This window comes from Taibaiella chishuiensis, from assembly GCF_003014535.1.
Classification (GTDB): domain Bacteria; phylum Bacteroidota; class Bacteroidia; order Chitinophagales; family Chitinophagaceae; genus Taibaiella; species Taibaiella chishuiensis.
Map to the genome: position 1 here is coordinate 288,490 of NZ_PYGD01000004.1, position 24,831 is coordinate 313,320.

Consider the following 24,831-nt stretch of genomic DNA (forward strand, 5'->3'; position numbering starts at 1 on the left):
TGAGATCCTTCGCGATGCTCAGGATGACAACATTCCCCGTGGTGCTTGATGCTTTGCACGCTGGTAAAGCCAGCTAAGGGATGAGATCCTTCGCTGCGCTCAGGATGACAATCGTCCTCTTGATACTTGCTACTTGATACCTGATACTAAAAAAATGAGATCCTTCGCGATGCTCAGGATGACATCTAACATCTATCGTCTAATATCTATCATCTAACATCTAACGTCTAACCCCTAACAATGAACACCCATAAAAAGCGCCCGAAGGCGGTCGATAACTCGGGCTTCAGCGATAACAGCAGTGCGGAAGGCTGGCGCCTGATCAACAAAGATGGTAGTACCAACCTGAAAAAGACAGGCATTCCTTTTTACCGCAGGATCAGTATCTACCATACTTTACTGAAGATGAAACGGGGCAAGTTCCTCGTTGCGGTATTCCTGTTTTATACCGTTATGAATCTCTTCTTCGCCTGCCTGTATATGCTGATCGGTATCGACCGTTTATCGGGCAGTACCCGGGGCAGTACTTTCTTCGACGATTTTTCGCAGGCCTTTTTCTTTAGCTCGCAAACCCTTACCACGGTGGGTTATGGGCACATTGCGCCGGTGGGCCTTATTGCCAATTCCCTGGCTTCTATCGAATCGTTCCTGGGTATTATGACCTTTGCTCTGGTTACCGGTATGTTCTATGCGCGCTTTTCCCGGCCCAAGGCCTATATCCGTTTCAGCGATAATGTGCTGGTGGCGCCGTTCAAGGAGGGGCGTGCATTGATGTTCCGTATGGCGACCGATAAGAACAACCATCTTACCGATGTGGAAGCCCAGGTTACCGTAGCGGTACATATCCTGGAGGAAGGTAAACGGTCTACTAAATTTTACCAGCTGCCCCTGGAGATCAACCGGATCAATTCGCTGGCCATCAGCTGGACCTGTGTGCACCACCTTAACGAAGATAGCCCGCTGAGCGGCTTCGGCGCCCAGGACTTTAAGAACGGTGCTGTAGAATTGATGGTAACGGTAAAAGCCTTCGACGATCATTTTTCCAATACGGTTCAGCAACGTACCTCTTACGCTGCCGAAGAACTGGTGTACGGCGCCAGGTTTTCTATGATGTACGAAAGAGCGGGCTCGGGTCGCTATACCCAGGTTATGCTCGATAAGCTTAATGCTTACGAAGTCCATACCTTCAGTGCTGATCCGTCGGCTTAGTCTTCCAGCACCTTTTCCTTGCCGGGTTTTATCTTGAAGGTAATACGGTGGTAAGGGCTATGGCCTAATGCCATCACCTGCTTTTTATGAAAAGGGGTGGGGTATCCCTTGTTCTGTTTCCAGTTATATACGGCATAAGACTCGTGCAGGTCTTCCATATAAGCATCGCGATGCGTTTTGGCCAGGATGCTGGCTGCCGCTATGGCTGCGTACTTACCGTCGCCTTTAATAATGCATTCATGGGGAATGCCGAAGTAGGGCGTAAACCGGTTGCCGTCGATCAGCAACAGTTCCGGTACCAGGTGCAATTGTTCTATAGCCATATGCATGGCTTTGAACGAGGCTTTGAGGATATTGATACGGTCGATCTCGTGGTTGTCCACAAAGGCTACGGCCCAGGCCAGGGCCTGTTCTTCCACTACCGGGCGCAACAGGGTACGTTGTTCTTCCGTAAGCTGCTTACTATCGTTCAGCAGGGGATGGTAGAAGTGGGCAGGCAATACCACGGCAGCCGCTACTACCGGACCGGCCAGGCAGCCTCTTCCGGCTTCATCGCAGCCGGCTTCGATCAGGTCTTTGTTAAAGTAAGGCAGTAGCATAAGGGTATCGGTATCGGGGCGTAAAAGTAGCTAAAAATGGGCGTAGCGGCGGGGTTATTTTTCGGTCTTCGGGCCGGGCAATACATCGCTTACCGGTTTGATAGCCTTTTTTACCTTACGGCTAAGGGTAAAGCGCCGGGCTACCGTAAGCCGGTAATTGCCGGTACGTATGGCATACACGCCTTCGTTCGACTTGCCTTCTGTCGTTACCGTACTGTTGACGAGCGAGGCTGTGTAAACCCACCTGCGGCTGTTATATCCCAGGGCCACACGATAGGTAAAGTTGGGCGAAAAACTGATCTTGTCCACATCGCCTTCGTGGGTGCTTTCCCGGCCAAAGTCGATGGGAAGATTGACGGTAAGTGAGCCTGTGGCAAACCAGTTGCGCTTATACACGAAAGTATAGGCATAACCGCCTCCCGGACCGATATTGATGAAGCGGAGCCGTTTTACCTTGCCCTGTGGAAACCGTGCGGCAATTTCGACCGGTATGATCAGGCTATCGCTGTTGATGATGCCGTAATGTACATCGCCGCCCAGCAGGAAGGTGCCCGCCGACCGGGTCTGCCACTCGTTCTGGATCAGGCCGGCCCTGTAGGAGAAGCGCCGGTTGTTGAAGGCATAATAGGCCGAAGCGCCGATAAGCCGCACCCTTATATCGGGACGGATGTAAAAGCCATCCTGGCCCGCAATATAGTCCCTGGGTGAGAGATAATATCCTTTGTAGAACTGCCCGTAAAAATCGATTACCCATTTGCGGCCGTAGAGGTGCGCCTGCATATCGAGGTAGCGGGTCTTACCCCGTTCGCTCCCGTCGCCGTTAAGCCCGGGGAAGCCATAGGCCAGGTTAAGGGAAAAAGAGCGGTACGTAGCGCCCACCCCAAGATTCAGGGTGGTATTGGGCCGGTACCGGAAGGAGGGTATACTGCTGGTGCCGGGCACCTGTATACTGGTATATTTCTGGGAAAGGTAAATACGGCCTGTAATTTCCTGGTCGTAAGACCTGATGTAGGCAGTATCCCTCCCGGCTTTCACCGGGAGGGGCTTTTCTTTTTTCTGTGCAGATGCATTATTTATGGCAAATATGCATATTGCAGCGCATGTTAATCCTGTTCTTACCAAAACTGAAAAAGTTAGATTTTATAAAAAAAGTAACCAGTCTGGCCGGCGGCAGGTTATTTTATTTTCCGCCCTGGTCCGGCTCGAAATCGAGCGAGATGGAATTCATACAAAAACGTTTGTGTGTAGGAGGTGGTCCATCGTCGAAAATATGCCCCAGGTGTGCATCACACCTGCCACACAATACTTCGGTGCGGTTCATACCATAGCTATGGTCGGGTTTATAGATAACACTATTCGACCGGATCGGTTCAAAAAAACTGGGCCAGCCACAGCTGCTTGCAAATTTTGCGTCCGAGCGGAACAACACGTTACCACAGGCTGCGCAGTAATAGGTGCCTTTAGTATCGGCATCCCAGTACTGCCCGGTAAAAGCTCTTTCTGTGGCTGCCTCTCTTGCAACTGCATAGAGATCAGGCGATAATACTTTCTTCCATTCTTCGTTGCTGACTTTCAGATGCGTGGTGTCCGTACGCGAGTAATACGGGTTATTTTTTTGTTGTTTGTCCATTTGGCTGTTAATATTTTGTTTTTGTGCATTACCTTCGCAGCTTGATAATAATATTCCAAGCATTAAAATTGCTGTAATTCTCATTTTTTAAGCGTTTTTCTGCTGAGCATTCCTTTCAACTACGTTTTTATATGAAGAAAAGTTTGTTAACCTTCCTGTTAATGTTCTGCGGTGTTGCAACTTTTGCCCAGGTCAGCGTCCGTGTTGGTGCCGAGGCCGGCGCTACCATGACTATGTTGCGCTACAAAAATAGCGCTTCTGAGTCGAATGCTTCGCCGGCATCACGTATTACCACGCCCGGTGTACGGGCCGGGCTGCTGGCCGATATCGCGCTGACCAAACGTTTTTACCTGCAACCTGGCGTGTTTTACGCCTGGACCAATAGCCGTACCGAACCGGATGCCTTCTATGATAAGGATGTCAAATACCAGGCGTTTAATAAATACAGTATCCATAACCTGCAGATACCTTTATATGCCATGTACAAATCCTCGGTAGAGGGTACGGGCAGGTTTATTATTGGCGCCGGGCCTTACCTGGGTTATGCGTTTTCCGGAAGGCTTAAAGAAAGAAGTTATACGTTTCAACCAATGGGCTCCCAGTTTGTTGTAGAACCAATACAGCAATCGCGGTCGCTTAAGATCGGCGACGACAAAGCAACTGACGAGTTTCGGCCCCTGGACTATGGTGCTACGGCCACCATCGGTTACGAATCCAATGTAGGCTTATATTTCAGGGCACATGGCACCTACGGGCTGGCTAACCTGATGCCGGGCGGAGATAGTGATCATGCGATCCGCAACTGGGGAGTGGGCTTATCGATAGGGTACCTGTTTGGCAGGGATACCTGGTAAGGCACGATTTTTGCAAGAAGTAATAGTACTGGTTAAATAAAGAAATTGCCGGATAGGGGTAATCCCTTTTTTGTTCATCTTAATCTAACAGAATCCACATGAAGAAACTATTGCTTGCAGGTACTTTGGCAACAATAAGCATGGCTGCTTCGGCGCAATTGAAAATAGCACCGGAGATCGGCGCTACGATGTACAGTCATTCCAATAAAACCACCATATTAGGACAATCCGCCACTGAATCTACGGACTTGCAGCCCGGGCTTCGTGCCGGCGCCGTGCTGGACCTTACCCTTTCCGATCATTTTTCGCTGCAGCCCGGTGTGTTTTATGCCTTAAACCGGACCAAATCCGAGTCGTCCAGTACTACGGGAAGTTATACGTATTTAAACAAGAATTCAGTACTCCTGCATGCGGTACAGGTACCCATATATGCCGTTTATAAAACCGGCGAAGAAGGTAGCGGCCGTTTCTTCGTTGGGCTGGGTGGTTATATCTCCTATACGATTGCCGGTACGCAGAAATCTGAAACCGCTACGACAGCGGGCGGTATAACCACAGATAAAAAAAGCAGCCTGAAAATGAAGTTAGGGAATGATAAAACCGATGAATTGCGACCGCTCGACTATGGCCCGAGTGCCATGCTGGGTTATGAACTGGCCAACGGGCTCTATTTCCGTGGTCATTTTAACTATGGACTCGCCAATATGTTGCCCCAGGGTAATAGCGATGCGTATACGAAAAGTATGAGCTTCGGTATATCGGTAGGCTATTTCTTTGGCAGCGCCGGTGGTTATAACGGCTGGTAAGCCATCCTAATCTTCTGAATCAACTTTATAATTACAGGGATCCCTGCCAGGGGATCCTTTTTTATCTCCGGGCGGTTCCCGGCTTCCCGGTCAGGGGCGGCTGATTTGCTTTTGGGCGTTCCGGGAAGCATGCCGCAGCCCCTTCATCCGGAGCAAATGCTGTGCAACCCTGGTATAAGGCATCTAAGGCAACTCGTGTTAGCTGCCTTAGATTGTTGTCCTATCTACAGATGAGCGCTACAGATATCTGAGTTCCGGTCCGGCTTTATTGGCGCTTTGCCCTTACCTTTGCGCAAAATTTACCATTCAGGGCAATAAAATGGATACGAATCGCAAGAATAAGATCGTCGCTTACTGGTTGTTAACCGGCATTTTTATGATCATCGTCCAGGTACTTTTGGGTGGCGTTACCCGCCTTACCGGTTCCGGGCTTTCGATTACCGAATGGAAACCCATTATGGGCGCATTGCCCCCGATGGGCGAAAGCGAGTGGCAGGCTGCCTTTCAGAAGTACCAGGGTATTGCCCAGTACAAGTATCTCAACAATCACTTTACCCTTGGCGATTTTAAATTTATCTTTTTCTGGGAATGGTTTCACCGGTTGTGGGCCAGGTTCCTGGGCGTGGTGTTCGCCATACCGTTTATCTATTTCATCGTTAAACGGTACTTCAGCAAGGATATGGTTATCCCCCTGGTGATCCTCTTTATCCTGGGCGGTGCACAGGGCCTTATCGGCTGGATCATGGTAGATAGCGGGCTGAACGATACCAACCTGTATGTAAATCATATCAAGCTGTCGATACATTTTATATCGGCACTGGTATTGCTGTGTTATACCCTTTGGTTTGCGCTTAAGCTACTCGTACCTGCACGCGATATTGTGCGCGATAAACCACTGCACAATTTCCTGCTGGGCGCTATCGTGCTGCTTACCGTACAGCTGATCTACGGCGCTTTTATGGCAGGACTCAAAGCCGCTATGGCAGCCGCTACCTGGCCTACCATTAACGGCGACTGGATTCCTGCGGGCCTGGGCAGCAATAGCTGGATCAACCACCCGATCAATGTCCACTTTGTACACCGTGGCCTGGCTTATATCTTATTTGTGGTGGTAATTGCCGGCTTTGTAAAGGTGAGCCGTGTGGCTCGTCAAACGGGCTCTGCAACGCTTTTGCGTTCGGCGCGTTACCCGCTCGTGCTGGTATGCCTGCAGGTATTGCTGGGTATCTTTACCGTGATCAGTGCACCTAAGATCGTACCCGGCCACTTCGGCCTGTTCGAGATCCTGGCCGAAGCGCACCAATTGGTTGCCATGTTCCTGCTCATTGCGCTTACCGTTCAGTTGTTCCTGGTCCGGAGCAAAGGAGCCGGCAGCCTGGCCTGATCAGCTGACGATGCCGTTTTTAACGGCATACATAACCAGGCCCGCCGTGTTGCGCACACCGATTTTTTCGAGCAGTACCGAACGGATACCTTCCACGGTGCGGGGACTTAAGAAGACCATTTTACCGATCTCGGCGGCGGTATGTTCCTGGCAGATGAGTTTCAGGATCTCGGTCTCTTTTTCATTCAGTTTTATCTCTTCCCTGAACCTGGGTTCGCGCCTGTTCTGCTGTACGATCTTTCGCAGCATCACGGTATTGACCAGGTCGTTAAAGTAATAGCCGTTTTCGACTGCGGCATGTATGGCGTTTTTGATCTCGGCCGGTTCTGCATTTTTAAGCAGGTAACCGTTGGCGCCGGCTTCCATCATGTGCAGGATAAAATGCTCGTCGTCGAACATGGTCAGCACAATAACCTTCAGGTCCTCGTAACGGGTCCGTATCTCTTTCAGCACTTCCAGCCCGTCCATCTCCGGCATTTTCAGGTCGAGCAGTATCACCTCGGGTTGCGCCTGTTCCAGCAGGCGAAGCAGCTCCGTGCCGTTGGCCGCTTCCCCCGTGCATTTGATCTTATGATCGTCGGCCAGGGTCATCTTAAGGCCCTGCCTGAATATCTTGTGGTCGTCGGCGATAATGTATTGAATAATGGCCATGGATATATGTTTTTAGGGTAGCGTAAACGGTACGGTTAAGCGGATCGCAAATGCATTAGCCTCCAGCTGCTCGAAGCAGATCTGTGCCCGGATGGACTTTAGCCGGGTCATGATATTCTTGAGGCCGATGGCTCCTTTTTTATAGATCAATTCTTCGTACAGTTGCTGGGTAATGCCGATACCGTTATGATGGATCGATACAATCAGTTGTTGTTCCTGCAGGGCCGAGCTTATCGTCAACGAACGGGCATGGGCATGTTTGATGATATTATTCGTCAGCTCTTGTACCACGCGGTATACCGACAGTTCGGTCTGCTCTTCCAGTCGCGGTATATCCTGTGCTATGGTATAGGAGGCCTGTACGCTTTCCGAATTATTGATCATATCGGCCAGCGACTGCAGCGATACCTGCAGGCCCAGGTAGTAAAGCGTGGAGGGTTGCAGTTTATGGGCGATGTTGCGGATCTTTTGCAGGCTCTCGTCCAGCAATACTTTCGATTGCAGGATAAGGCTGTTGTCGTCGGGCCGGCCGGCGGCCGTGGACAGGTATAGCCGTATAGAGGCAAGGGTAGGGGCTACATCGTCATGCAGTTCAGATGCGATGCGCATGCGTTCTTCTTCTTCGCTTTGTATCGATGCATGCAACAGTTCCTGTTGTTTGCTGTGGTTCAGTTGCTCGATCTGGATCTGGGTCTGGATTACCCGGCGTTGATACAGGACTACGAACACGATCACGCCCATGGCCATGAGTAACATGGCCGAAACGCCCAGTATCACGATCGAGGTAGTGTTCAACGTTCCTGTTTTTGTATTAAAGCTATGCCTAATAAGATATTTTTCAAAATATTGATTACCTGGAAGAGGGTGAACCAGAGTTGAGACAGCGCTTTTTTATCTGCTGCAGATTTGATATTGGCGGTATAAAGGAACATAAAGAAGGCGCCGGAAGCAAACAGCAGCACAGCCGTATTGACCCAGAAAAAAGACGAACGTTCGGCGGAGCGGCTATTCTGCTCCCGGAGCAGCATATAAAAACCGGTAAGCGCAAGTACAATGTAGAGCAACAGGAACATGGTGATGCCCATGCGGTTCAGTGTGAACCAGCCCGGGCCCAGACTGGTTGTTGTCAGAAAAAACAGGATGCCGCTGGCCAGTATGATATAAAACAAGGTATTCCTCCGGAGGAATACCTTGTTCTTATAAAAGAAAAGTAAACATAGAAATTCAATCCCGGCAAAAATATTACCCGGCAGGGAAAGTTGTATCTCCTGTTGCCTGAGGTAATAAGTAAGCAGGTCTGTCGTGAGGCTGAACAGGCAGTACCACCAGATTATACTTGATCGCTGTCGAAAGCCGGCGATCAAAGGAAAAAAGGGAGCAAGCGTTGACAGCAGTACTAGCATTATTTGGGCATCAGGTTTTGGGTAAATTCCTGAACAAGCGCAGCAGTAATTCTGGGGTCTTCAGAGCTGTAGTCATAAAACTGCATACCTCTGTCCTGGGCAAGGAAACGGAAAATAACAACATCATCCATGCATCCGTTGACATTAATCCGTTTGCCTAGTGAAAACTCAATTTCTGAAATGGCTGACCAGGTGTAAAACTCCATGAGGCTTATGAACAGGGTCAGCGGATAAAATGCAATATCGTTAGCCGGAGTCGCGATAGCGCGCTCTTGCAGTGTGAGGTCGAATTTAGGAGCATCGTCACTGCCTGTATTTTTAAGTTGTATACAATACTTTGCATAGTCTTGATAACCTTTGCCATTTTTGATAAGCGTTTTTATATCCTTGACGCTTTTTCTGTCAAATGGGATTCTGGCATATTCATTGATATTGAATTGTCTGAAATGAAGTAAGGCCATGTTCTGAAATTCAGCTTCCTCCCGTTTATGGGCGCCTAAGACATATAAGATATGACTAAGGTTTTCCCAATCGAAAACCATCAATACGGAATGTGCTTGGATGTTGCTCATAAGAAATGTTTTTGTGAATGAATAAATGATTTTTAGTAAATGTAGTGCAACATCATTCACCTTGCAATAGTACGCATTTTAACTAAGTATTTCTATTTTTTGTATAATAGCTACAGTGCTATTATTCAGCGTTTTGATCTCTTTTAAAATCCGTATTTCCCCGGCCGGATCACGTAGTTCCACGCAGCCTTTTTGTAAATTATTACGTATTAAATTTACGTGAATTTCCTATTGTGGGGCATTAATCAACACGCTAATTTTGTATACAAACCGGTAGCCGCCAGCATCGCCATCACCTGCACAACACCATCTTACCGGCAATACGGTCCGGCCCTGTTATACTCCCCGTTATCCCGTCTCTCCCCCACAACACTAAAACACAACCACCATGAAAGGAATCGATATATTGACGCCGGTGCGCAAATTCGCCAGTTTCCTGTTTGCCCATTTTTTTGAAAAGATCAGCGAACTGCTGCATGCAAGGGGCAGTATACCGGCTAATGACCTGATGAAAGATACGCTCGCGACCCTGTTGAGTGCGGGTATGATGCTGATCTTCAACCTTACGGGCCTGCTGGTCTTCCTCTTCCTGCCGCAGGGACGCGATGTATTGCTTATCGTGTCGGAAGATATTACCGATGGTAAGATCGGCAGTCTTTTCTGGCTGGCCTTCGGAACGCTGGTCTGGAGCCTGTTTTCGGAGTTTGGTATGCGTTACGCTATCTATGTGACCGACAATTCGGGTGTCAGTCTTTCTGAAGCAAGGGTCAACTGGCGCAGGAGCCTGCAGGTGGTTATCTCCGATGTCTTTATTATCCTGCCTTTTCTTATCGTTATCCTGGGTATGGTCTTTAACCGGCCCATAAGCGATGTGATCGCCAACGCCCGCAACTGGTATGTGGCCCAATGGGCGCCGGTCGTAGTACTTTACCTGCTCATGACGGCTGTGGCGCATGTTTATTTTATCCGTAAGAAAGATACCCCCGCAGTTGCAACGGCTGCTGTTACCGGCGACCAGACGGCTATAGCGGCAGTGCAGTCCGATATGCCCGGCAGTAATAAACCCACTAAGCCCTTGCCGCAACAAAGTAAGCTGATGGATAAACTGCGTGATTTTATACAGCTTTCTAAAGAAGAACAGGAATGGTGCGGAAAACTGACCGGTATTTATAACCCTTTTATCTTTTTACTGCCCAAGCCTTCCAACTTTATCGGCGAGGCCAGGGAGCGCTATCTTAATTTTGAACAGTTGTTCTCGCAATTGTCACCTGCAGAGCGTAACCGTTTCCCGCAGAACACCGCCTACCTTTCGGAGTGTTCGGTAGTACCCGCGGCCTTTTCCCTGATCAAGTATACCGAAGACTATAATTACAAAGACGCCGATAATGGCGGCAAGCAGGAATGGGAGCTGCCGGGAGCCATCTGTAACGGGCGGTACCGTTGGGTATATTTCGTACCCGGTAGCTTTTATGCCCGGCTGCATCGCATGCTCTATCTTATCGTCGGGCTTAGCCTGTTGTTCCTGGTTTTGATGTTGCTGTTCCCGGCAACCTATTACGAAAACATCGGCGCACCGGGTTTGCTTACCCTTGCTTTCGCTTGCTGGACCGGCGTTTATATCGGTGTGCTTTACGTGGATTATGCTGTGTTCCGCAGGGGCAAGCCTTTACAGCCCGGTATGCCTGAAGAGCCGGAAGGAGGCCCGCGGCGGTATATAGAACCCCTGTATGGCAAAGGCAACTGGTGGCGCAGCGTGCTGTCTTTAAGAGCTATCCTGCTGACCCTCGTATTGCTGAGTTCCGCCTTTAACGACGATCACCCGGTACGGATGAACGGGCAGGCTGGTATGGATAACCGGCCGGATATGATCGTTCATTTCAGGGAATGGTTCCGGCATTACCAGCTTACTGCTTCCCGCTTCCGGGACCTGGAAACAAAAACCAGCGACAGTGTGTTCTACCCCATAGTATTGGTTTGCGCAGAAGGCGGCGCCTTGCGCACTGCGGCGTATACCAGTATGATGCTGGGCACGATACAGGACAGTCTTGTGAAAGAAGGCATTGACTTTAAAAGCACGGTATATGCTTATTCCGGTATATCGGGAGGTAGTCTTGGCCTGGCTTTTTTCAACACCATCGCGTATATGGATGGCCGGCATAATGCTGCTTTCAGCTACCGTGCCAAGGGCCGCGATTTTTTTACGGCCGATTACCTGGCTGCCGTCATTGCCCGTATGTGTTACTCCGAAGTGGTGCAATTGCTCCTGCCCTGGCATGTCGAAAAGTTTGACCGGGCCATAGCCCTGGAAAGCAATTGGGAAAGCAGCTACGACAAGATCGGGCCGGATAATTATTTTTCTACCGACTATTTGACCTTATGGCACAGGATTGGCCGTGAGCGTGGCATTGGCGCTTACCCGGCCTTGTTTATCAATACCACCGAAGTAGAATCGGGTCTTCAATGCTGGCTTACCAATGTGAAGCCCGATACTGCTATGTTCTACGCCCAGGAGCGCGACCTGTTGCGGAACAAGATCAGGGGTGGTATCAATTACAGCACCATGATCAATTTCAGTACCCGTTTCCCGCTCTTGTCTCCCGCCGGTTGCCTGCCGCAAAGCCCTGCTCATAAGTTACATTATGTAGATGGCGGTTATGTAGAGAATACGGGTTCGGCTACCATGACGGAGATCCTGCGTTGTATCGGGCCGGCCATCGATACCTTTGCAGCCCATGGTATTTATATCCGCCCCTTCGTAGTTACGCTCCGCTTTGGTGAAGATGCTACCAACAGCGGCGAACTGAATATGGGTAACGAACTTTCGGAAATTGTAGCCGGCATCTATAACGTAAGAGGCGGCAGAGTAAGGATGGCAGAACGGGAACTGGAAGACATGGTGCATAAGCGCCAGGGCAGGGTAATACCATTAAGACTGGCGCGGAATGTAAAGGAAGTACCGATGAACTGGGTACTCTCGGCGCGAAGCCTCCGGAACCTGGATACCTTCGTCAACATAACCTGGAAGCAGCGTTGGGATAATTGTCTGTCCGGGATGTATTGCTTTAATAAGCAAAAGTACCTGCGGTTATCGCAGGCGCAACCGGCAACGGGCAGTCCCTGTGAATAAAAAAGAGGAGCGCAATGCTCCTCTTTTTTTATGTAATCTTCTACTGCTTTATTCTTCTACTACGAAGCCGCCGTTCTGGTAGTGTATGATGTATAACTTATTATTTTCGAGGTACTGGAAGTCGTTATCCTTAGACCAGGAATATTCGATATCATAGCGGGTAAACTGCGCTGCGCTTACATCGGAGATATGCCTGTTGAACACGGGACCGTACTTGTCCAGCAGCGAAGCCGTCCAGTACAGGGTTTCGTAGCCCCGGTACACCATTTCGTTCGGGCTGCCCCCGAAATTATTTTTGTAAGCCGTATTGATATACCGCCCCGGCCCGGTAGTGGGATCGAAGTAGAATGGCGAGGTATAATAAATGCTCATACCCATGTAGGCGCTGCTCTGGCTCAGGCCACGCATCGACTTCCAGGAGGGCATTCCGAAGATCTCGAAGCGGTATTCGCGGGGCAGGGTGGCGATTACATTCAGCACCTGTTCGGCCTTGGCTGTTTCCAGGATGCCGATAAACACTACGTTCACCTCGTTTTTACGGAACATTTTAGCCATAGCGGCAGAGTCGGGAATCTTTGCCGAGCAATCGACTGCATCCAGGTGCTTCTCATCGGCGAGGGCATCGGTAAGCTGGTTGTAGGCTTCTTTCTCACCCGCTGTAGCGCTGCTGTGGAAAATAAATTTAGGGCTGCGGTTAAATTTCTTGTCTGCGTATTTGATCAGCTGCCTGAGGTGCGTCTTCAGTGTAGGTTGCAGCAGGACGAAATAAGGATTGTCTTTTACCCCGGCATCCGAAGGCGATAAGGCGGAGATGAAATTGATCTTATGTTTTTTTGCGAATGTGGCAATGGCCGGTATATCGGGCGATTGCAGGGATCCGATAATGAGGTCAGAAGAGTCGAGCACGCGGCGGGTGGTCAGTTGGGCGATGGTGCTGGTCGCGTTGCTGATATCGTGCACGTACAGCTCTATCTTATACCGTTTGGTCTTTAGCGAGTCGGCAGCGATACTGATGCCTTCATAAAAGCTGAGCGATTGCTGCAGGTGCTCCGGCACTTTGCTGTATACGGGTTTACCGTTCTGTACCAGGCTGTTCAGTTGCAGGGGTAGTAATACATCGATGCGGTACACTTCTTTAAGGTCGCGCTCGTCGTATTCCGGCTCCTTCTTCTGCTTCAGTTTAGGCTCGTCTTTTTTCGTTGTTTTTTTATTGTTGTTGTTCTTCTTGGGTTTGCTTTTTTCTTCTTTTTTAAAGATCTTTTTCCAGAACTGCGCATGAACGGGCGTAGTGCTGAAGCAGGAACAGGCAAAGCAGAAAAACAGGATGGTGTAGTATTTTTTCATAGGTCGGAAAGCGGGCCGGATTGCCGCAGCAATAACGGTTGTTATTTTATACAAAATGAAAATACCAGCCGGGGGCCGGTTGCAAATCTAAATAAAAGCCGGCGACAGACGGTATTTTAGCAATATTTTTTGAATTCATAATATTGTCAGACAGCTCTTTAAAACGGGGCAATTGGATAAACCTATAATTCTCTTTACTTTCGCGGCATGTCCGAATTAAGTTTTACAGAAGAGAATTACCTGAAAGCGATCTACTACCTGCAACAGGAAAGTGCGACGCAGGATGTGTCTGTAAATGAGATCGCAGAACGCATGAGCACCCGGCCCGCTACGGTAACGGACATGCTGCGCAAACTCTCGGACAAAAAACTGATCCATTACGAAAAATACAAAAAGACCAAACTCAGTAAAACCGGCACGGGCAGCGCTTTGCAGATCATCCGCAAACACCGCCTCTGGGAAGTATTCCTGCATGAAAAACTGAAGTTCTCCTGGGACGAGGTGCATGTAGTGGCCGAAGAGCTGGAGCATATCCGGTCGGCACAACTGATCGAACGCCTCGACGAGTTCCTGGGGTTTCCCCGTTTCGATCCGCATGGCGATCCTATTCCCAATGCGGCGGGCGAAATTATGCCGGCCTCCAACACCACGTTGGCCGAGTCGGAGCCAGGTAAAAAGTTAAAACTGGTGGCGGTAAAAGACACTTCTTCCGCCTTCCTGCAGCATCTCGAGCGCTTTGGCCTGCATATCGGCATTGCCTTACTGGTGAAGGAACAGCTGCCTTTCGATAAAAGCGTTATGGTCGCAATCGGTAATAAAGAACCGGTGATGCTCTCCGAAAAAATAGCCGTAAACCTACTCGTGATCGAAGCCGGTAAAAAATAGCCGGTATTGGTTAATCCCGCCCGATCCTATAGTTTTGCCGCTACGAATATCCAGACATTATGATCCAGACTGCCACTTATACCGCGCTTTGCGAAGAGCTGAGCCGTAGCCATACGACCCTGATCGCCGTATCTAAAATGAAACCCGCGGGTGATATCCAGGCCCTGTACGACCTGGGACAGCGCGACTTCGGCGAGAACTACGTACAGGAACTGGTCGAAAAACAGGCGCAGTTGCCCGGCGATATCCGCTGGCATTTTATCGGGCACCTGCAATCCAATAAGGTAAAATACATAGCGCCCTTCGTCTCCCTCATTCACGGCGTCGACAGTTTTAAACTGCTGACCGAGATCAATAAACAGGCCGAAAAGCTGGGCCGCAACATCGAATGCCTCTTACAGGTACATATTGCTACCGAAGAGACGAAGTTTGGCCTGGATGAAAAAGAATTGCTGGAAGCCCTGGAGTATTATACGGCACAGCAGGATAAACTGCAGCATATAACCATCCGCGGACTGATGGGCATGGCTTCTTTTTCGGAAGACGAGGCGCAGGTACGTGCCGAATTCCGTAGCCTGAAGGCCCTGCACCACCTGGCGGCGAAAAGTTATTTCCTGGGCGATAGCAGGTTCAATATCCTTTCGATGGGTATGAGCGGCGACTATAAAATGGCGATCGAAGAGGGTAGTACCCACGTGCGGGTAGGCAGCCTGCTGTTCGGTAACCGCAAGCCCTGACCGGTTTCAAAAAATACTTTACCAGGGTTTTTAACCTTTGCGCTTTCTCCCGGTCTAACCCGAGCTGAATTTTCTTCAGATATCCGTTCCTTTTATGAATTATAATTTATCTCCAGGTTTTACGATACGGCTGCATCGCCGCGCAATTACAGATCCGTTGAGGCGTGTGCTGGTTTCCGGCGGGCTCTGCTGCCTGGCTTTGCTGGCGGGATGTAAGGGTAAGGGCAAGGAGAAGGAAGGCAAAGGCGGCGGTCCCAAGGTATTGCAGGCCGAAGCCGTAGTGGTAAAGGCAGCGCCCCTTTCTTCCGTATATCAAAGCAGTGGCACTTTGCTGGCCAACGAAGAGATCAGCGTGTACCCCGAAGTAAGCGGCAGGATCACCGCCATCAATTTTAAAGAAGGCACCAATATAAAAAAAGGCGATCTGCTGGTCCAGCTTTTCGATAGCGACATCCGGGCCCAGATCCGTAAGCTGAATGCCCAACGCGAACTGCAGATCATTACCAAAGGACGCCAGGACGAACTCCTGCAGATCAATGGCATCAGCCGGCAGGAGTACGATAATACCGTTACGCAAATCGCGGCTATCGATGCCGATATTGCGGCCGGCGAAGCGCAGCTGCGACGCCTGCAGATACGGGCCCCCTTCGATGGGGTAATCGGTCTGCGTAATGTAAGTGTGGGGGCCATTGTGTCTATGACCACGCTTATTACCACCATTCAACAGGTCAATCCCTTAAAACTCGACTTCCCCGTTCCCGAACAATATAACGGCGCTATCCGTACCGGCGATCCGGTACATTTTACCGTGGCCGCCCTGCGCGATACGCTGAAAGGCAATATCACTGCGTTGCAGCCCTTAGCCGACGCCACTACCCGCACTATCACGATGCGCGCCCTGGTACCCAATGCCGATCGCAAACTGATACCCGGTGCTTTTGCCAATGTGTTTATTACCCTGGGCAGGAATAATAATGCCATTATGATTCCTTCGCAGTGTATCATCCCGACTACAAGAGATAAAAAAGTAGCCGTGCTGCGTAACGGCAAGGTAGACCTGGTGACGGTGACCACCGGTATGCGCCTGGTAGCTGAAGTAGAGATCCAGCATGGCTTACAGCCCGGCGATACCGTAATCGCAACGGGTATTATGCAACTTAAAAAAGATATGGAAGTAAAAGTGACTAAAATCAGGGAATAGCAAAATTCCTGTTTTGCACAGCATTACCGCTCTATGTAATACCAAAGCAGCGCCTCTTTCAGGGGCGCCGCTTTTATATAGTTTAGTTTAAACAAAACTTCTTACTGACCAAAAGCGGTCCAGCCCTGCGCAATCAGTTTATGTTTATTGCCGTTGCGGGTAATCAGCTGCGCGCCTTCCGACTCTTCGGTCATATAACCGATCACGCTGATCTTTTCGGAGATACGCAGTTTATCATAGTCCTCCTGTTTTACGGTAAAGAGCAATTCGTAGTCTTCGCCGCCGCTCAGGGCGCAGGCTGTAGGATCGATATCGAATTTATAAGCCACTTCACGGGTTTCGTCGTGAAAGGGTATTTTATCTTCATGGAGTACGCAGCCCAGTTTGCTTTGTTTGCACAGGTGCAGGATCTCCGAGCTCAGGCCATCGCTCACATCCATCATCGAAGTAGGCATAATATCCTGTTCGGCCAGCCATTCTACAATGTCCACACGGGCTTCGGGTTTCAGCAGGCGGCCCACTACATAGGCCCTGTTGTCCAGGTCGGGCTGGATGCCGGAGTTTTCGAGGAATATTTTCTTTTCGCGTTCCAGCAATTGCAGGCCCAGGTAAGCCGCGCCCAGGTCGCCGCTCACACAGAGCAGGTCGCCCTTGCCGGCGCCTTTACGGGTAACGAATTTATTGGGTGTTACCTCGCCTATAGCCGTTACGCTGATGATAAAGCCTTTCTGCGAGCTTACGGTATCGCCGCCCACGAGGTCCACATTGTACTGTTCGCAGGCTGCATATACGCCTTCGTAGAACTCTTCGAGCGCTTCTACCGAAAAGCGGTTGCTGATGCCGATATTGAGGGTGATATGGGTTGGCGTGGCATTCATGGCGCAGATATCGCTCAGGTTCACCACCACCGATTTGTAGCCCAGGTGCTTGAGCGGCGTATACATCAGGTCGAAATGAATGCCTTCTACCAGCATATCGCTCGAGATCACACTCTGTTTCCCGAACTGGTCGATTACTGCGGCATCGTCGCCGATGCTTAAAATCGTTCCCGCCTGGCGGGTATCGTTGTTCTTGGTTAAATGATCGATCAGGCCAAACTCCCCAAGCGTCCCTATTTCCGTACGTTCTGCGTCCATATGTTTTTTATTTGTATTGATAAGGATAATAGAAAAAGAGCGGGCCAGGTTTATTACATTTGTAGCTTAAAATTGCTCAACAGCCCGTTATGCGTATTTCTTTTGTCGTTGTTTTAGCGTTGCTGCTTTCTTTTTCCGCCTGCAAAGAAAAGCAAAATTCTACATCTGCTAAAAAAGAACCTGTAGCCGATACTACAGGCCAAGTTGTGGACACGACCTCGGGCGAGACGTATTTCTCGATCAGGGCCTTCTTCGACGATCAGTGGACCACCCGTAAAGGTATGCCTTACACCTTATTGCGTGTCGAGAAAAACGATGGCAGGACCGACAGCGCATTTGCCGACCTCGACAGCTTGTTGTGGCAGGAACTGCGCGGGCCTTTCGACCGGGCCGATATCAGCGATAAAAAGTTTGCCGGCTTATATAATTTCGAGATGTTCGACGATGAGGCCACACAGACCTCCAACCTGAATTTCGATGCCAAAAAGCCGGAGCTTTACATGCAGAAGATGTATATCACCGTCGACCAGTTTTCCCGCAGGGTGCAATCGGTATATATCGAAACCCGCGCCACAGGCGAAGGGTACACCCACAGCCAGAAACTGAACTATATTCCCGATCGCATAATACAGATCCAGGACTTTGAAACACCTGCGGGCGCGCCGGCCCGGCACCGTACTGTCGAATACCGTTACAAATATTAACCCTTTACCGGCCCCGGGGCCCGTTTGATCATGCTTCCATTTTTTTATCAGCCATCAGTGCCCGCAGGCGACAGCTTTACGCTCGACGAGGCTACCTCCAAACATGTGATCCAGGTATTGCGTATGCAGGAAGGCGAACCGCTTATCATTACCGATGGCAAGGGGCTGAAATGTACTACCCGGATTGCCGTAGCCGAACGTAAGCGATGCCTGGTCAGGATTACAGAGCGGCATACCGCGCAACCCAGGCCCAGCGCCTTTTCGTTGGGTATCGCCTTTACCAAAAACAACAGCCGTAACGAATGGCTGCTCGAAAAGGTAACGGAGCTGGGCGCCGAACATATTTACCCGATCATCTCGGCCCGTACGGAAAAAGATAAGTTTAATGCCGAGCGGCTCAATAATATCCTGGTGTCTGCCATGCTCCAGTCCCAACAGTCCTTCCTGCCTGTACTGCACGAACCGGTAGCCCTGAAGAAGCTGGTAGCCGGCGTGGGCGAAGCGCAGAAGTTCGTGGCCCATTGTATGGACGGCGATACGAAGAGGTCGCTGGTACGCGAACTGCAACCCGGCAGGGATACCCTGGTGCTTATCGGCCCCGAGGGCGACTTTACGGCAGATGAAGTATCTTTATGCCTGGCCCATGACTTTGTCCCGGTAAGCCTCGGCGATAACCGCCTGCGTACCGAAACAGCCGGATTGTATGCCTGTACTGTTTTTAATGCTTTGAACTATGCGTAATGTTGTAGCCGGATTGCTTTTGTTGTTAGGTTGCTATAGCCAGGCCCATGCACAGCGGGCCAGGCTGGCCTTGCTTGTCTATGGCGGCGGCGGCGACTGGTATGCCAATCCTACGGCGCTTAAAAACCTGGCCCAGTTCTGCAACCAGCAGATGCATACCAGCTTCGATACCCGGGAAGCCCAGGTGGAGGCGGGCAGCGCCGAGCTGTTCAACTATCCTTTTGTACATGCCACGGGGCATGGCCGTATGACCTTTAGCGATGCCGAAGCGCAAAACCTGCGCATCTATCTCGAAGGCGGCGGCTTCCTGCATATCGACGATAACTATGGCATCGATCCGTATGTGCGGCCCGAAATGAAAAAAGTATTCCCCGAACTGGACTTCGTTGAACTGCCGTTCAGCCACCCGGTATACCACCAGCAGTTTAATTTTCCGAATGGTCTGCCCAAGATCCATGAACACGACGGCAAACAGCCGCATGGTTATGGCCTGGTCTACAAAGGCCGCCTGGTCTGCTTCTACACCTACGATTGCGATCTGGGCGACGGCTGGGAAGACGCCGAAGTGCATAACGACCCGGCCGAAAAACGGCAACAGGCGCTGCAGATGGGCGCCAATATTATCCGTTATGTCTTCTCCGGCAAGCCGCAGTCCTGAGCAGCTCAGAACAGGTTGCGGATCTCCGATTTCAATAACTTACCCATAGCATTGCGGGGCAGGCTGTCGGCTACGATCCAGCGCCTTGGCGTTTTATAGGCTGCAAGCCTGTTGCTCAGCCATTCCTTTACGGTATCTACCGTTGCGGTGCCGGTAAAGGCCGCAGCAATTACCTCGCCCCATTCTTCGCTGGGCAGGGCCACTACCGCGCATTCCTTTACTCCGTTGCATTCCAGTATTTCGTTCTCGATCTCGAGTGCCGAGATCTTATAACCGCCCGATTTGATAATGTCGCTCGAACTGCGCCCCAGGATGCGGTAATCGCCGTCTGCATCGAACTCCACGATATCGCCCGTCCTGAACCACTTACCGGAAAAGGCTTTGCGGGTTGCCTCTTCCTTTTGCCAGTACCGGCGAAACACCGTAGGACCGCATACCTGCAATTCGCCCGGTATGCCCGGGGCCTGTATCTCGGCTTCCTGTTCATCTACGATCCTTATCTGCACAAAAGGCAGGGGAAGGCCTACATAACCCGGTTTGCGCAGCCCCTGCAGCGGGTTAGAGAGGATCATGCCGGTTTCGGTCATGCCATAACGTTCCAGGAGGGTATGCCCGCTGATCTGCCGCCAGCGTTCCAGCACCGAAAGGGGCAGCGCCGCCGAACCGCTTACCATCAGCCGCATGGCCTGCATGCCCTGTTGCCAGGATTGCTGTTGCTGCTGCGGCAACTGGTCGAAGTATTGGATCAGTTTATGATAAACCGTCGGAACGGCCATAAACAGGCTCAGCGCGCCGCTGCCCAGGCGGCCGGCTACATAGGCGGCATCAAAGCCGCTTCGCATCTCGCAGGCAGCACCGTTGTACAGGGCGCAGCAGGTAATATTGATCACGCCATGCACATGGTGCATGGGCAGTACATTCAGGATACGGTCGGCCGAGGTCCAGCCCCAGGCCTGTGTCAGCGACTCCAGCTGGGTGGCGATCTGTTCGTGCGACATCACCACGCCTTTAGGCTTGCCCGTTGTACCGCTGGTATAGATCATCAGGGCATCGGCCGGGGGAGCCACATCGGGCAGGGGGCTTGCTGCTGCCGCTGTTTCCAGTGCCGTGTATGCTACCGCTACCGGTTGCTGCCGGTTGCTTTCCAGGGCCAGGGTTTCAAAATTGCTGTCGTAGATCAGTAAACGGGCGCCGGTATCGGCCAGCAGGTAACGGATCTCTTCGGCCGTGTGTGCTGTATGTACCGGCACGGCTATACCCCCCGACAGCCATATCGCCCATTGTGTTACCACGTATTGATAACCCGATGGCATGAGGTATAATACCGGCCCGGGCGCGCTACCGGCCTGGTCCAGGATGTTGCGGGCCAGGGTCGTGGCGGCTTCCAGCAGGTTGCCGTAATTATAGTTGCCCGAGTCATCGATAATTGCAATATTATCTGTAAATTGGCGGCTGCGTTCAATAAGCGGGATCATGAAAAGGGTAGAATTTAGGCAATTTTAGGCATCAGGAGGCATAAAACCAAAGAGATGCAAATTAATCTTATTCGTTAGTTAAAACCCTTTACAAACCGCGTTTTTGGCCGAACCTTAACCTGCAATTAACAGGTATAGATATACGCAGGATATAACTTTGTACTCAACGAAAAAATAAAAATATAATCAGTTATGAAAAAGACTTTCCTTGCCTTAACACTGGTTGCTTTTGCAGGTTCTGCGGTATTTGCACAAACAAAAAAACTGAAACCCGTACAAAAAGCAACAGCGACAGAAACTAAGGTGACTACTGTAGCTCCTGCTGCCGCTACCCCTGCAGCAGCTCAGGCCACACCGGCAGCGCCTACCACAACCATTAAGTTCAAAACAGAAACACACGACTTCGGTACTTTACAGGAAGGCGATGCTGCTGAAGCAGAATTCGTATTTACCAACACCGGTAAAGAGCCCCTGATCATCCAGAATGTTCACCCGTCTTGCGGTTGTACTACTCCGTTCTGGTCTAAAGATCCTGTTGCTCCTGGTAAAACCGGTATCATCAAAGCTTCTTACGGTACTACCGGCCGCGTTGCTCCTTTCAACAAGAGCATCACCGTTACCTCTACTGCCGGTACAAACGTGATCTATATCAAAGGTGTAGTGGAAAAAGCTCCGGAAGGTTCTGCTCCTGCTAACACTTCAATGATCAAAACCAACTAAGACATACGCCTTTCCGCAAGGAAACGGATCCGACTCAACACTACAGAGAAATTAAACCCCGCGTTTATTTTTCCATCTATGGTGTTGAGTTTTTTTAACCCTGAAAATTGAATGCGTTTATGAAAAAAATAATGGCAGGTATTATGCTGGTGGCTGCATCCGCTGCAGGCGCCTATGCACAGAAAGGAGCCAAATTCGAGTTTAAGGATAAAAATGATACCTACGATTTCGGAACCGTTAAAGAAGGTGCGAAAGTGGTACACGTATACGAGTTCAAAAACGCAGGCGATCAGCCCTTGCAGATCCTGAGAGCAGAAGCCAGCTGCGGCTGCACCACACCGGAGTGGACCAAAACCCCGGTATTGCCCGGTAAAACAGGTACCATCAAAGTTACCTTCAATACGGAAGGCAAAGCCGGTCCGTCTATTAAAGAGGTAACCATCCAGTCCAACGCGGTACAGGCCGATAAGTCCAAAGAGCGTTATGTACTGACCCTGAAAGGTACCGTAACAGCGAAATAAGCGCCCTGGCGCCGGTTATACAAAGGCCCACTACAACCGTAGCGGGCCTTCGCCGTTTATGACCCGGGTGGATTTTTTATACTGCGAAATGCGCTATTCATGCATTTGGGTTATATTTGCACCCAAATTATAAAAACGAACATTCATGAGCTTTATCTCCGACATCCACGCCCGCCAGGTATTGGACTCCCGCGGCAACCCAACTGTAGAAGTTGATATTTATACTGATAACGGCGCTTTCGGGCGTGCTGCAGTACCCTCCGGCGCCTCTACCGGCGTACACGAGGCAGTAGAGCTGCGCGATGGCGATAAGAAAAAATATCTGGGTAAAGGCGTGCTGAAGGCGGTAAAGAATGTGAACGACGTTATTGCAGAAGAACTGTACGGTATCGATGTACTGGACCAGGCGGGTATCGACAAACTGCTGATCGCTATGGACGGCACCGAGAACAAGTCTAAACTGGGTGCTAACGCTATGCTGGCCGTAAGTATGGCCGTAGCCAAAGCCGCAGCCGAAGAGTCCGGTATGCCGCTGTACCGCTATATCGGTGGTACCAATGCAAAGACCCTGCCTGTTCCGATGATGAACATCCTGAACGGTGGCGCTCATGCCGATAATAAGATCGACTTCCAGGAGTTTATGGTAATGCCGATCGGCGCTTCAACCTTCAGCGAAGGGCTGCGCTGGGGCGTGGAGATCTTCCACACCCTGAAAACTGTGTTGAAAGATAAAGGTTTCAGCACTAACGTAGGCGACGAAGGCGGCTTCGCTCCCAATATCCAGAGCAATGAAGAAGCGATCGAGATCGTACTGAAAGCGATCGAGAAAGCGGGTTACAAACCCGGCGACGACGTAGCAATCGCTATGGACGCTGCAAACAGCGAACTGTTCGATGCCAAGAGCAAAAAATATGTCTTCCACAAATCCGACGGCAAAAAATTAAGCAGCGAAGAGCTGGTAGAATATTGGGTAAAATGGTGTAAGAAATACCCCATCGTAAGTATCGAAGACGGTATGGCCGAAGACGATTGGAAAGGCTGGAAAATGCTGACCGATGCACTGGGCAAAAAAGTACAGCTGGTAGGCGACGACCTGTTCGTAACCAATGTAAACCGTATCGAGAAAGGCCTGAAAGAAGGTGTAGCCAACGGTTTGCTGGTTAAAGTAAACCAGATTGGTACCCTTACCGAAACGATCGATGCCGTAACCATGGCCCAGATCAACCAGTACAACACTGTAATGAGCCACAGGAGCGGCGAAACAGAAGATGCAACCATAGCCGACCTCGCTGTAGCGCTGAACTGCGGCCAGATCAAAACCGGTTCTGCATCACGCAGCGACCGTATGGCTAAATACAACCAGCTGATCCGTATCGAAGAAGAACTGGGCAGCCTGGCGTATTACCCCGGTAAAAAACTCAAATTCGGTAAATAAGCAAACCGGATAAAATATAGGGAAGAGGCGCACACTAAACAGGGTGCGCCTTTTCTTATGGATACCCGCTTATCTTTACACCATGAAATGCAAAAACTGGTTACCGCTCCTGGCCGTGTTGGTGATGTCGTATGCGCCGCAGTTGCATGCACAAAGCGCCGGGCAGGGCGACTACAATGCCTGGGAGGCCAACCCGGGCGATACGTTTTATGTGTATGGCCGCATGGCCAATGTGCGCAGCCAGGCCGGCGCCGATGCGGCGGTTATCGATTCGCTGCCTTGTGGCGCCCCGGTTATTATCCAGGAACAGGGCAAGGAATTATACGCCCTTAAAAATATCTATGCACCCTGGATGAAGGTAAAGTATCATTCGGGTGCTATCCTTAAAGAAGGTTATATCTGGGAAGGCCTGCTGGCCCTGGGTAGCTATCGCGACCAGGATACCCGGTTTGTATACGGCATGGAAAAAGTGCTGGCCAAGCGGGAGCCCAAGCCCGGCCAGTACGAACCGGAGCAATGGCTGATCCGGTTAAAGGCCCTGGATGCCGGCGGCCAGCTGCTCGATGAGCGGGAATGGAAAACGGCAAGCCCCGAAACATCGATGACCAGTGGGAAGCTGCTGGGCGATATGGGCCTGCCGCCGCTCCGCAATATAGTGCGGATCAGCGTTGGGGGCGGGGCCTGTGCCATACCTGCCGATTACTACTACTACGGCTGGACCGGTGCCGGGTTATTGCCCCTGCCCGGTAAGACCGAGGTAGGCGATGCCGGTATATATTACTTTGTCGAAACCCTGTTGTTTCCTTCAGAACCTGGTGGTCAACCCGGCAAGATCATCCGGTTGACCGAAGAAGGGGAGGCCAGGGACAAACCGGGTAAGAACGGTGAGCCCGTATTTAAAGTCCGCAAAAAGCGCCAGGTATACCACTGGGACGGCGCCAAAGCCATACTGCAAAAATAAAACAGTTGCGGCAGGGCAAGGCACAGGCTGTAATCCTTTCCAGGAGCGGCTTAGCAGCCCTATTCTGAAATGTATTTC

25 protein-coding genes are annotated in these 24,831 nt (G+C 50.6%); 15 read left to right on the plus strand and 10 right to left on the minus strand.

Annotation, left to right across the window (positions count from 1 at the left end; translation table 11 throughout):
- Nucleotides 1–240: 240 nt before the first annotated feature.
- Nucleotides 241–1,209, plus strand: a complete 969-nt coding sequence (locus B0I18_RS13340; RefSeq protein WP_106523210.1) for an ion channel — start codon at nucleotides 241–243, stop codon at nucleotides 1,207–1,209.
- Here the strand turns inward: B0I18_RS13340 and B0I18_RS13345 are convergent.
- The 3 genes from B0I18_RS13345 to msrB all read right to left on the minus strand — a co-directional run bounded on the left by B0I18_RS13345 (nucleotide 1,206) and on the right by msrB (nucleotide 3,438).
- Entirely contained in the window at nucleotides 1,206–1,808 is a 603-nt protein-coding gene (locus B0I18_RS13345; protein WP_106523211.1) for a ribonuclease HII, read from the minus strand. The genes B0I18_RS13340 and B0I18_RS13345 overlap by 4 nt on opposite strands.
- 54 nt (nucleotides 1,809–1,862) lie before the next feature.
- Nucleotides 1,863–2,843: a DUF4421 domain-containing protein gene (locus B0I18_RS13350; RefSeq protein ID WP_181358463.1), complete on the minus strand. Its 981-nt coding sequence runs from the start codon at nucleotides 2,841–2,843 to the stop codon at nucleotides 1,863–1,865.
- A gap of 145 nt (nucleotides 2,844–2,988) precedes the next feature.
- A complete protein-coding gene (msrB, locus tag B0I18_RS13355) occupies nucleotides 2,989–3,438 on the minus strand; it encodes a peptide-methionine (R)-S-oxide reductase MsrB (protein WP_245882095.1) in 450 nt (149 codons plus the stop codon).
- A gap of 131 nt (nucleotides 3,439–3,569) precedes the next feature.
- Between msrB and B0I18_RS13360 the strand changes: the two genes are divergently transcribed.
- From B0I18_RS13360 to B0I18_RS13370, 3 genes are all read left to right on the plus strand, one after another.
- Complete coding sequence (locus B0I18_RS13360; RefSeq protein ID WP_106523214.1) at nucleotides 3,570–4,292, plus strand: porin family protein; 723 nt, start codon at nucleotides 3,570–3,572, stop codon at nucleotides 4,290–4,292.
- A gap of 98 nt (nucleotides 4,293–4,390) precedes the next feature.
- Nucleotides 4,391–5,098, plus strand: a complete 708-nt coding sequence (locus B0I18_RS13365) for a porin family protein (protein ID WP_106523215.1) — start codon at nucleotides 4,391–4,393, stop codon at nucleotides 5,096–5,098.
- A gap of 319 nt (nucleotides 5,099–5,417) precedes the next feature.
- Entirely contained in the window at nucleotides 5,418–6,482 is a 1,065-nt protein-coding gene (locus tag B0I18_RS13370) for a COX15/CtaA family protein (protein WP_106523216.1), read from the plus strand.
- Here the strand turns inward: B0I18_RS13370 and B0I18_RS13375 are convergent, their stop codons facing one another.
- The 4 genes from B0I18_RS13375 to B0I18_RS13390 are packed head-to-tail and all read right to left on the minus strand — an operon-like array spanning nucleotide 6,483 to nucleotide 9,108.
- Nucleotides 6,483–7,133, minus strand: a complete 651-nt coding sequence (locus tag B0I18_RS13375; RefSeq protein ID WP_106523217.1) for a response regulator transcription factor — start codon at nucleotides 7,131–7,133, stop codon at nucleotides 6,483–6,485. It abuts the gene before it with no gap.
- Nucleotides 7,134–7,145: 12 nt separating this feature from the next.
- On the minus strand, nucleotides 7,146–7,928 hold the full coding sequence (locus B0I18_RS13380; RefSeq protein ID WP_106523218.1) for a sensor histidine kinase: 783 nt from the start codon (nucleotides 7,926–7,928) through the stop codon (nucleotides 7,146–7,148).
- Complete coding sequence (locus B0I18_RS13385) at nucleotides 7,925–8,536, minus strand: hypothetical protein (protein ID WP_106523219.1); 612 nt, start codon at nucleotides 8,534–8,536, stop codon at nucleotides 7,925–7,927. The genes B0I18_RS13380 and B0I18_RS13385 overlap by 4 nt, the downstream gene beginning before the upstream one ends.
- Nucleotides 8,536–9,108, minus strand: coding sequence for a hypothetical protein (locus B0I18_RS13390; protein ID WP_106523220.1), 573 nt, complete (start codon nucleotides 9,106–9,108; stop codon nucleotides 8,536–8,538). Before B0I18_RS13390 ends, B0I18_RS13385 begins: the two co-directional genes overlap by 1 nt.
- Before the next feature lie 388 nt (nucleotides 9,109–9,496).
- On the opposite strand from B0I18_RS13390, the gene B0I18_RS13395 reads away from it, so the two are divergent.
- Nucleotides 9,497–12,235, plus strand: a complete 2,739-nt coding sequence (locus B0I18_RS13395) for a hypothetical protein (protein WP_106523221.1) — start codon at nucleotides 9,497–9,499, stop codon at nucleotides 12,233–12,235.
- A gap of 48 nt (nucleotides 12,236–12,283) precedes the next feature.
- On the opposite strand, the gene B0I18_RS13400 is transcribed toward B0I18_RS13395, so the two are convergent.
- Entirely contained in the window at nucleotides 12,284–13,579 is a 1,296-nt protein-coding gene (locus B0I18_RS13400; RefSeq protein ID WP_106523222.1) for an ABC transporter substrate-binding protein, read from the minus strand.
- A 207-nt stretch (nucleotides 13,580–13,786) separates the two neighbouring features.
- Between B0I18_RS13400 and B0I18_RS13405 the strand changes: the two genes are divergently transcribed.
- The 3 genes from B0I18_RS13405 to B0I18_RS13415 all read left to right on the plus strand — a co-directional run bounded on the left by B0I18_RS13405 (nucleotide 13,787) and on the right by B0I18_RS13415 (nucleotide 16,402).
- Complete coding sequence (locus B0I18_RS13405; protein WP_106523223.1) at nucleotides 13,787–14,464, plus strand: metal-dependent transcriptional regulator; 678 nt, start codon at nucleotides 13,787–13,789, stop codon at nucleotides 14,462–14,464.
- A 59-nt stretch (nucleotides 14,465–14,523) separates the two neighbouring features.
- Entirely contained in the window at nucleotides 14,524–15,201 is a 678-nt protein-coding gene (locus B0I18_RS13410; RefSeq protein WP_106523224.1) for a YggS family pyridoxal phosphate-dependent enzyme, read from the plus strand.
- Nucleotides 15,202–15,295: 94 nt separating this feature from the next.
- Nucleotides 15,296–16,402 carry an efflux RND transporter periplasmic adaptor subunit gene (locus B0I18_RS13415; RefSeq protein ID WP_106523225.1) on the plus strand — a complete coding sequence of 369 codons (1,107 nt, stop codon included), beginning with the start codon at nucleotides 15,296–15,298 and terminating at the stop codon, nucleotides 16,400–16,402.
- Nucleotides 16,403–16,503: 101 nt separating this feature from the next.
- On the opposite strand, the gene thiL is transcribed toward B0I18_RS13415, so the two are convergent.
- Nucleotides 16,504–17,538 carry a thiamine-phosphate kinase gene (gene thiL, locus B0I18_RS13420; RefSeq protein ID WP_106523226.1) on the minus strand — a complete coding sequence of 345 codons (1,035 nt, stop codon included), beginning with the start codon at nucleotides 17,536–17,538 and terminating at the stop codon, nucleotides 16,504–16,506.
- An 89-nt stretch (nucleotides 17,539–17,627) separates the two neighbouring features.
- On the opposite strand from thiL, the gene B0I18_RS13425 reads away from it, so the two are divergent.
- Genes B0I18_RS13425 through B0I18_RS13435 form a run of 3 tightly spaced genes read left to right on the plus strand, consistent with a single transcriptional unit; the run spans nucleotide 17,628 to nucleotide 19,641 of the window.
- On the plus strand, nucleotides 17,628–18,242 hold the full coding sequence (locus B0I18_RS13425) for a hypothetical protein (RefSeq protein WP_106523227.1): 615 nt from the start codon (nucleotides 17,628–17,630) through the stop codon (nucleotides 18,240–18,242).
- A 30-nt stretch (nucleotides 18,243–18,272) separates the two neighbouring features.
- Nucleotides 18,273–18,983 (plus strand): RsmE family RNA methyltransferase, encoded by a 711-nt coding sequence (locus B0I18_RS13430; protein ID WP_106523228.1) that lies wholly within the window; start codon nucleotides 18,273–18,275, stop codon nucleotides 18,981–18,983.
- Nucleotides 18,976–19,641, plus strand: coding sequence for a DUF4159 domain-containing protein (locus B0I18_RS13435; protein ID WP_106523229.1), 666 nt, complete (start codon nucleotides 18,976–18,978; stop codon nucleotides 19,639–19,641). The genes B0I18_RS13430 and B0I18_RS13435 overlap by 8 nt, the downstream gene beginning before the upstream one ends.
- A gap of 5 nt (nucleotides 19,642–19,646) precedes the next feature.
- Here the strand turns inward: B0I18_RS13435 and B0I18_RS13440 are convergent, their stop codons facing one another.
- Nucleotides 19,647–21,116, minus strand: coding sequence for an acyl-CoA synthetase (locus tag B0I18_RS13440; protein WP_106523230.1), 1,470 nt, complete (start codon nucleotides 21,114–21,116; stop codon nucleotides 19,647–19,649).
- A 192-nt stretch (nucleotides 21,117–21,308) separates the two neighbouring features.
- Here B0I18_RS13440 and B0I18_RS13445 point away from each other — a divergent pair, with 192 nt between their 5' ends.
- The 4 genes from B0I18_RS13445 (at nucleotide 21,309) to B0I18_RS13460 (ending at nucleotide 24,753) form a co-directional block, all read left to right on the plus strand.
- Nucleotides 21,309–21,836, plus strand: coding sequence for a DUF1573 domain-containing protein (locus B0I18_RS13445; RefSeq protein ID WP_106523231.1), 528 nt, complete (start codon nucleotides 21,309–21,311; stop codon nucleotides 21,834–21,836).
- Between the two features lie 119 nt (nucleotides 21,837–21,955).
- Nucleotides 21,956–22,357, plus strand: a complete 402-nt coding sequence (locus tag B0I18_RS13450; protein WP_106523232.1) for a DUF1573 domain-containing protein — start codon at nucleotides 21,956–21,958, stop codon at nucleotides 22,355–22,357.
- A gap of 145 nt (nucleotides 22,358–22,502) precedes the next feature.
- The gene (eno, locus tag B0I18_RS13455; protein WP_106523233.1) at nucleotides 22,503–23,792 is read left to right on the plus strand and encodes a phosphopyruvate hydratase; all 1,290 of its coding nucleotides are present in this window, start codon (nucleotides 22,503–22,505) and stop codon (nucleotides 23,790–23,792) included.
- 82 nt (nucleotides 23,793–23,874) lie between these two features.
- Nucleotides 23,875–24,753 carry an SH3 domain-containing protein gene (locus B0I18_RS13460; protein WP_106523234.1) on the plus strand — a complete coding sequence of 293 codons (879 nt, stop codon included), beginning with the start codon at nucleotides 23,875–23,877 and terminating at the stop codon, nucleotides 24,751–24,753.
- The last annotated feature ends 78 nt before the right edge of the window (nucleotides 24,754–24,831 follow it).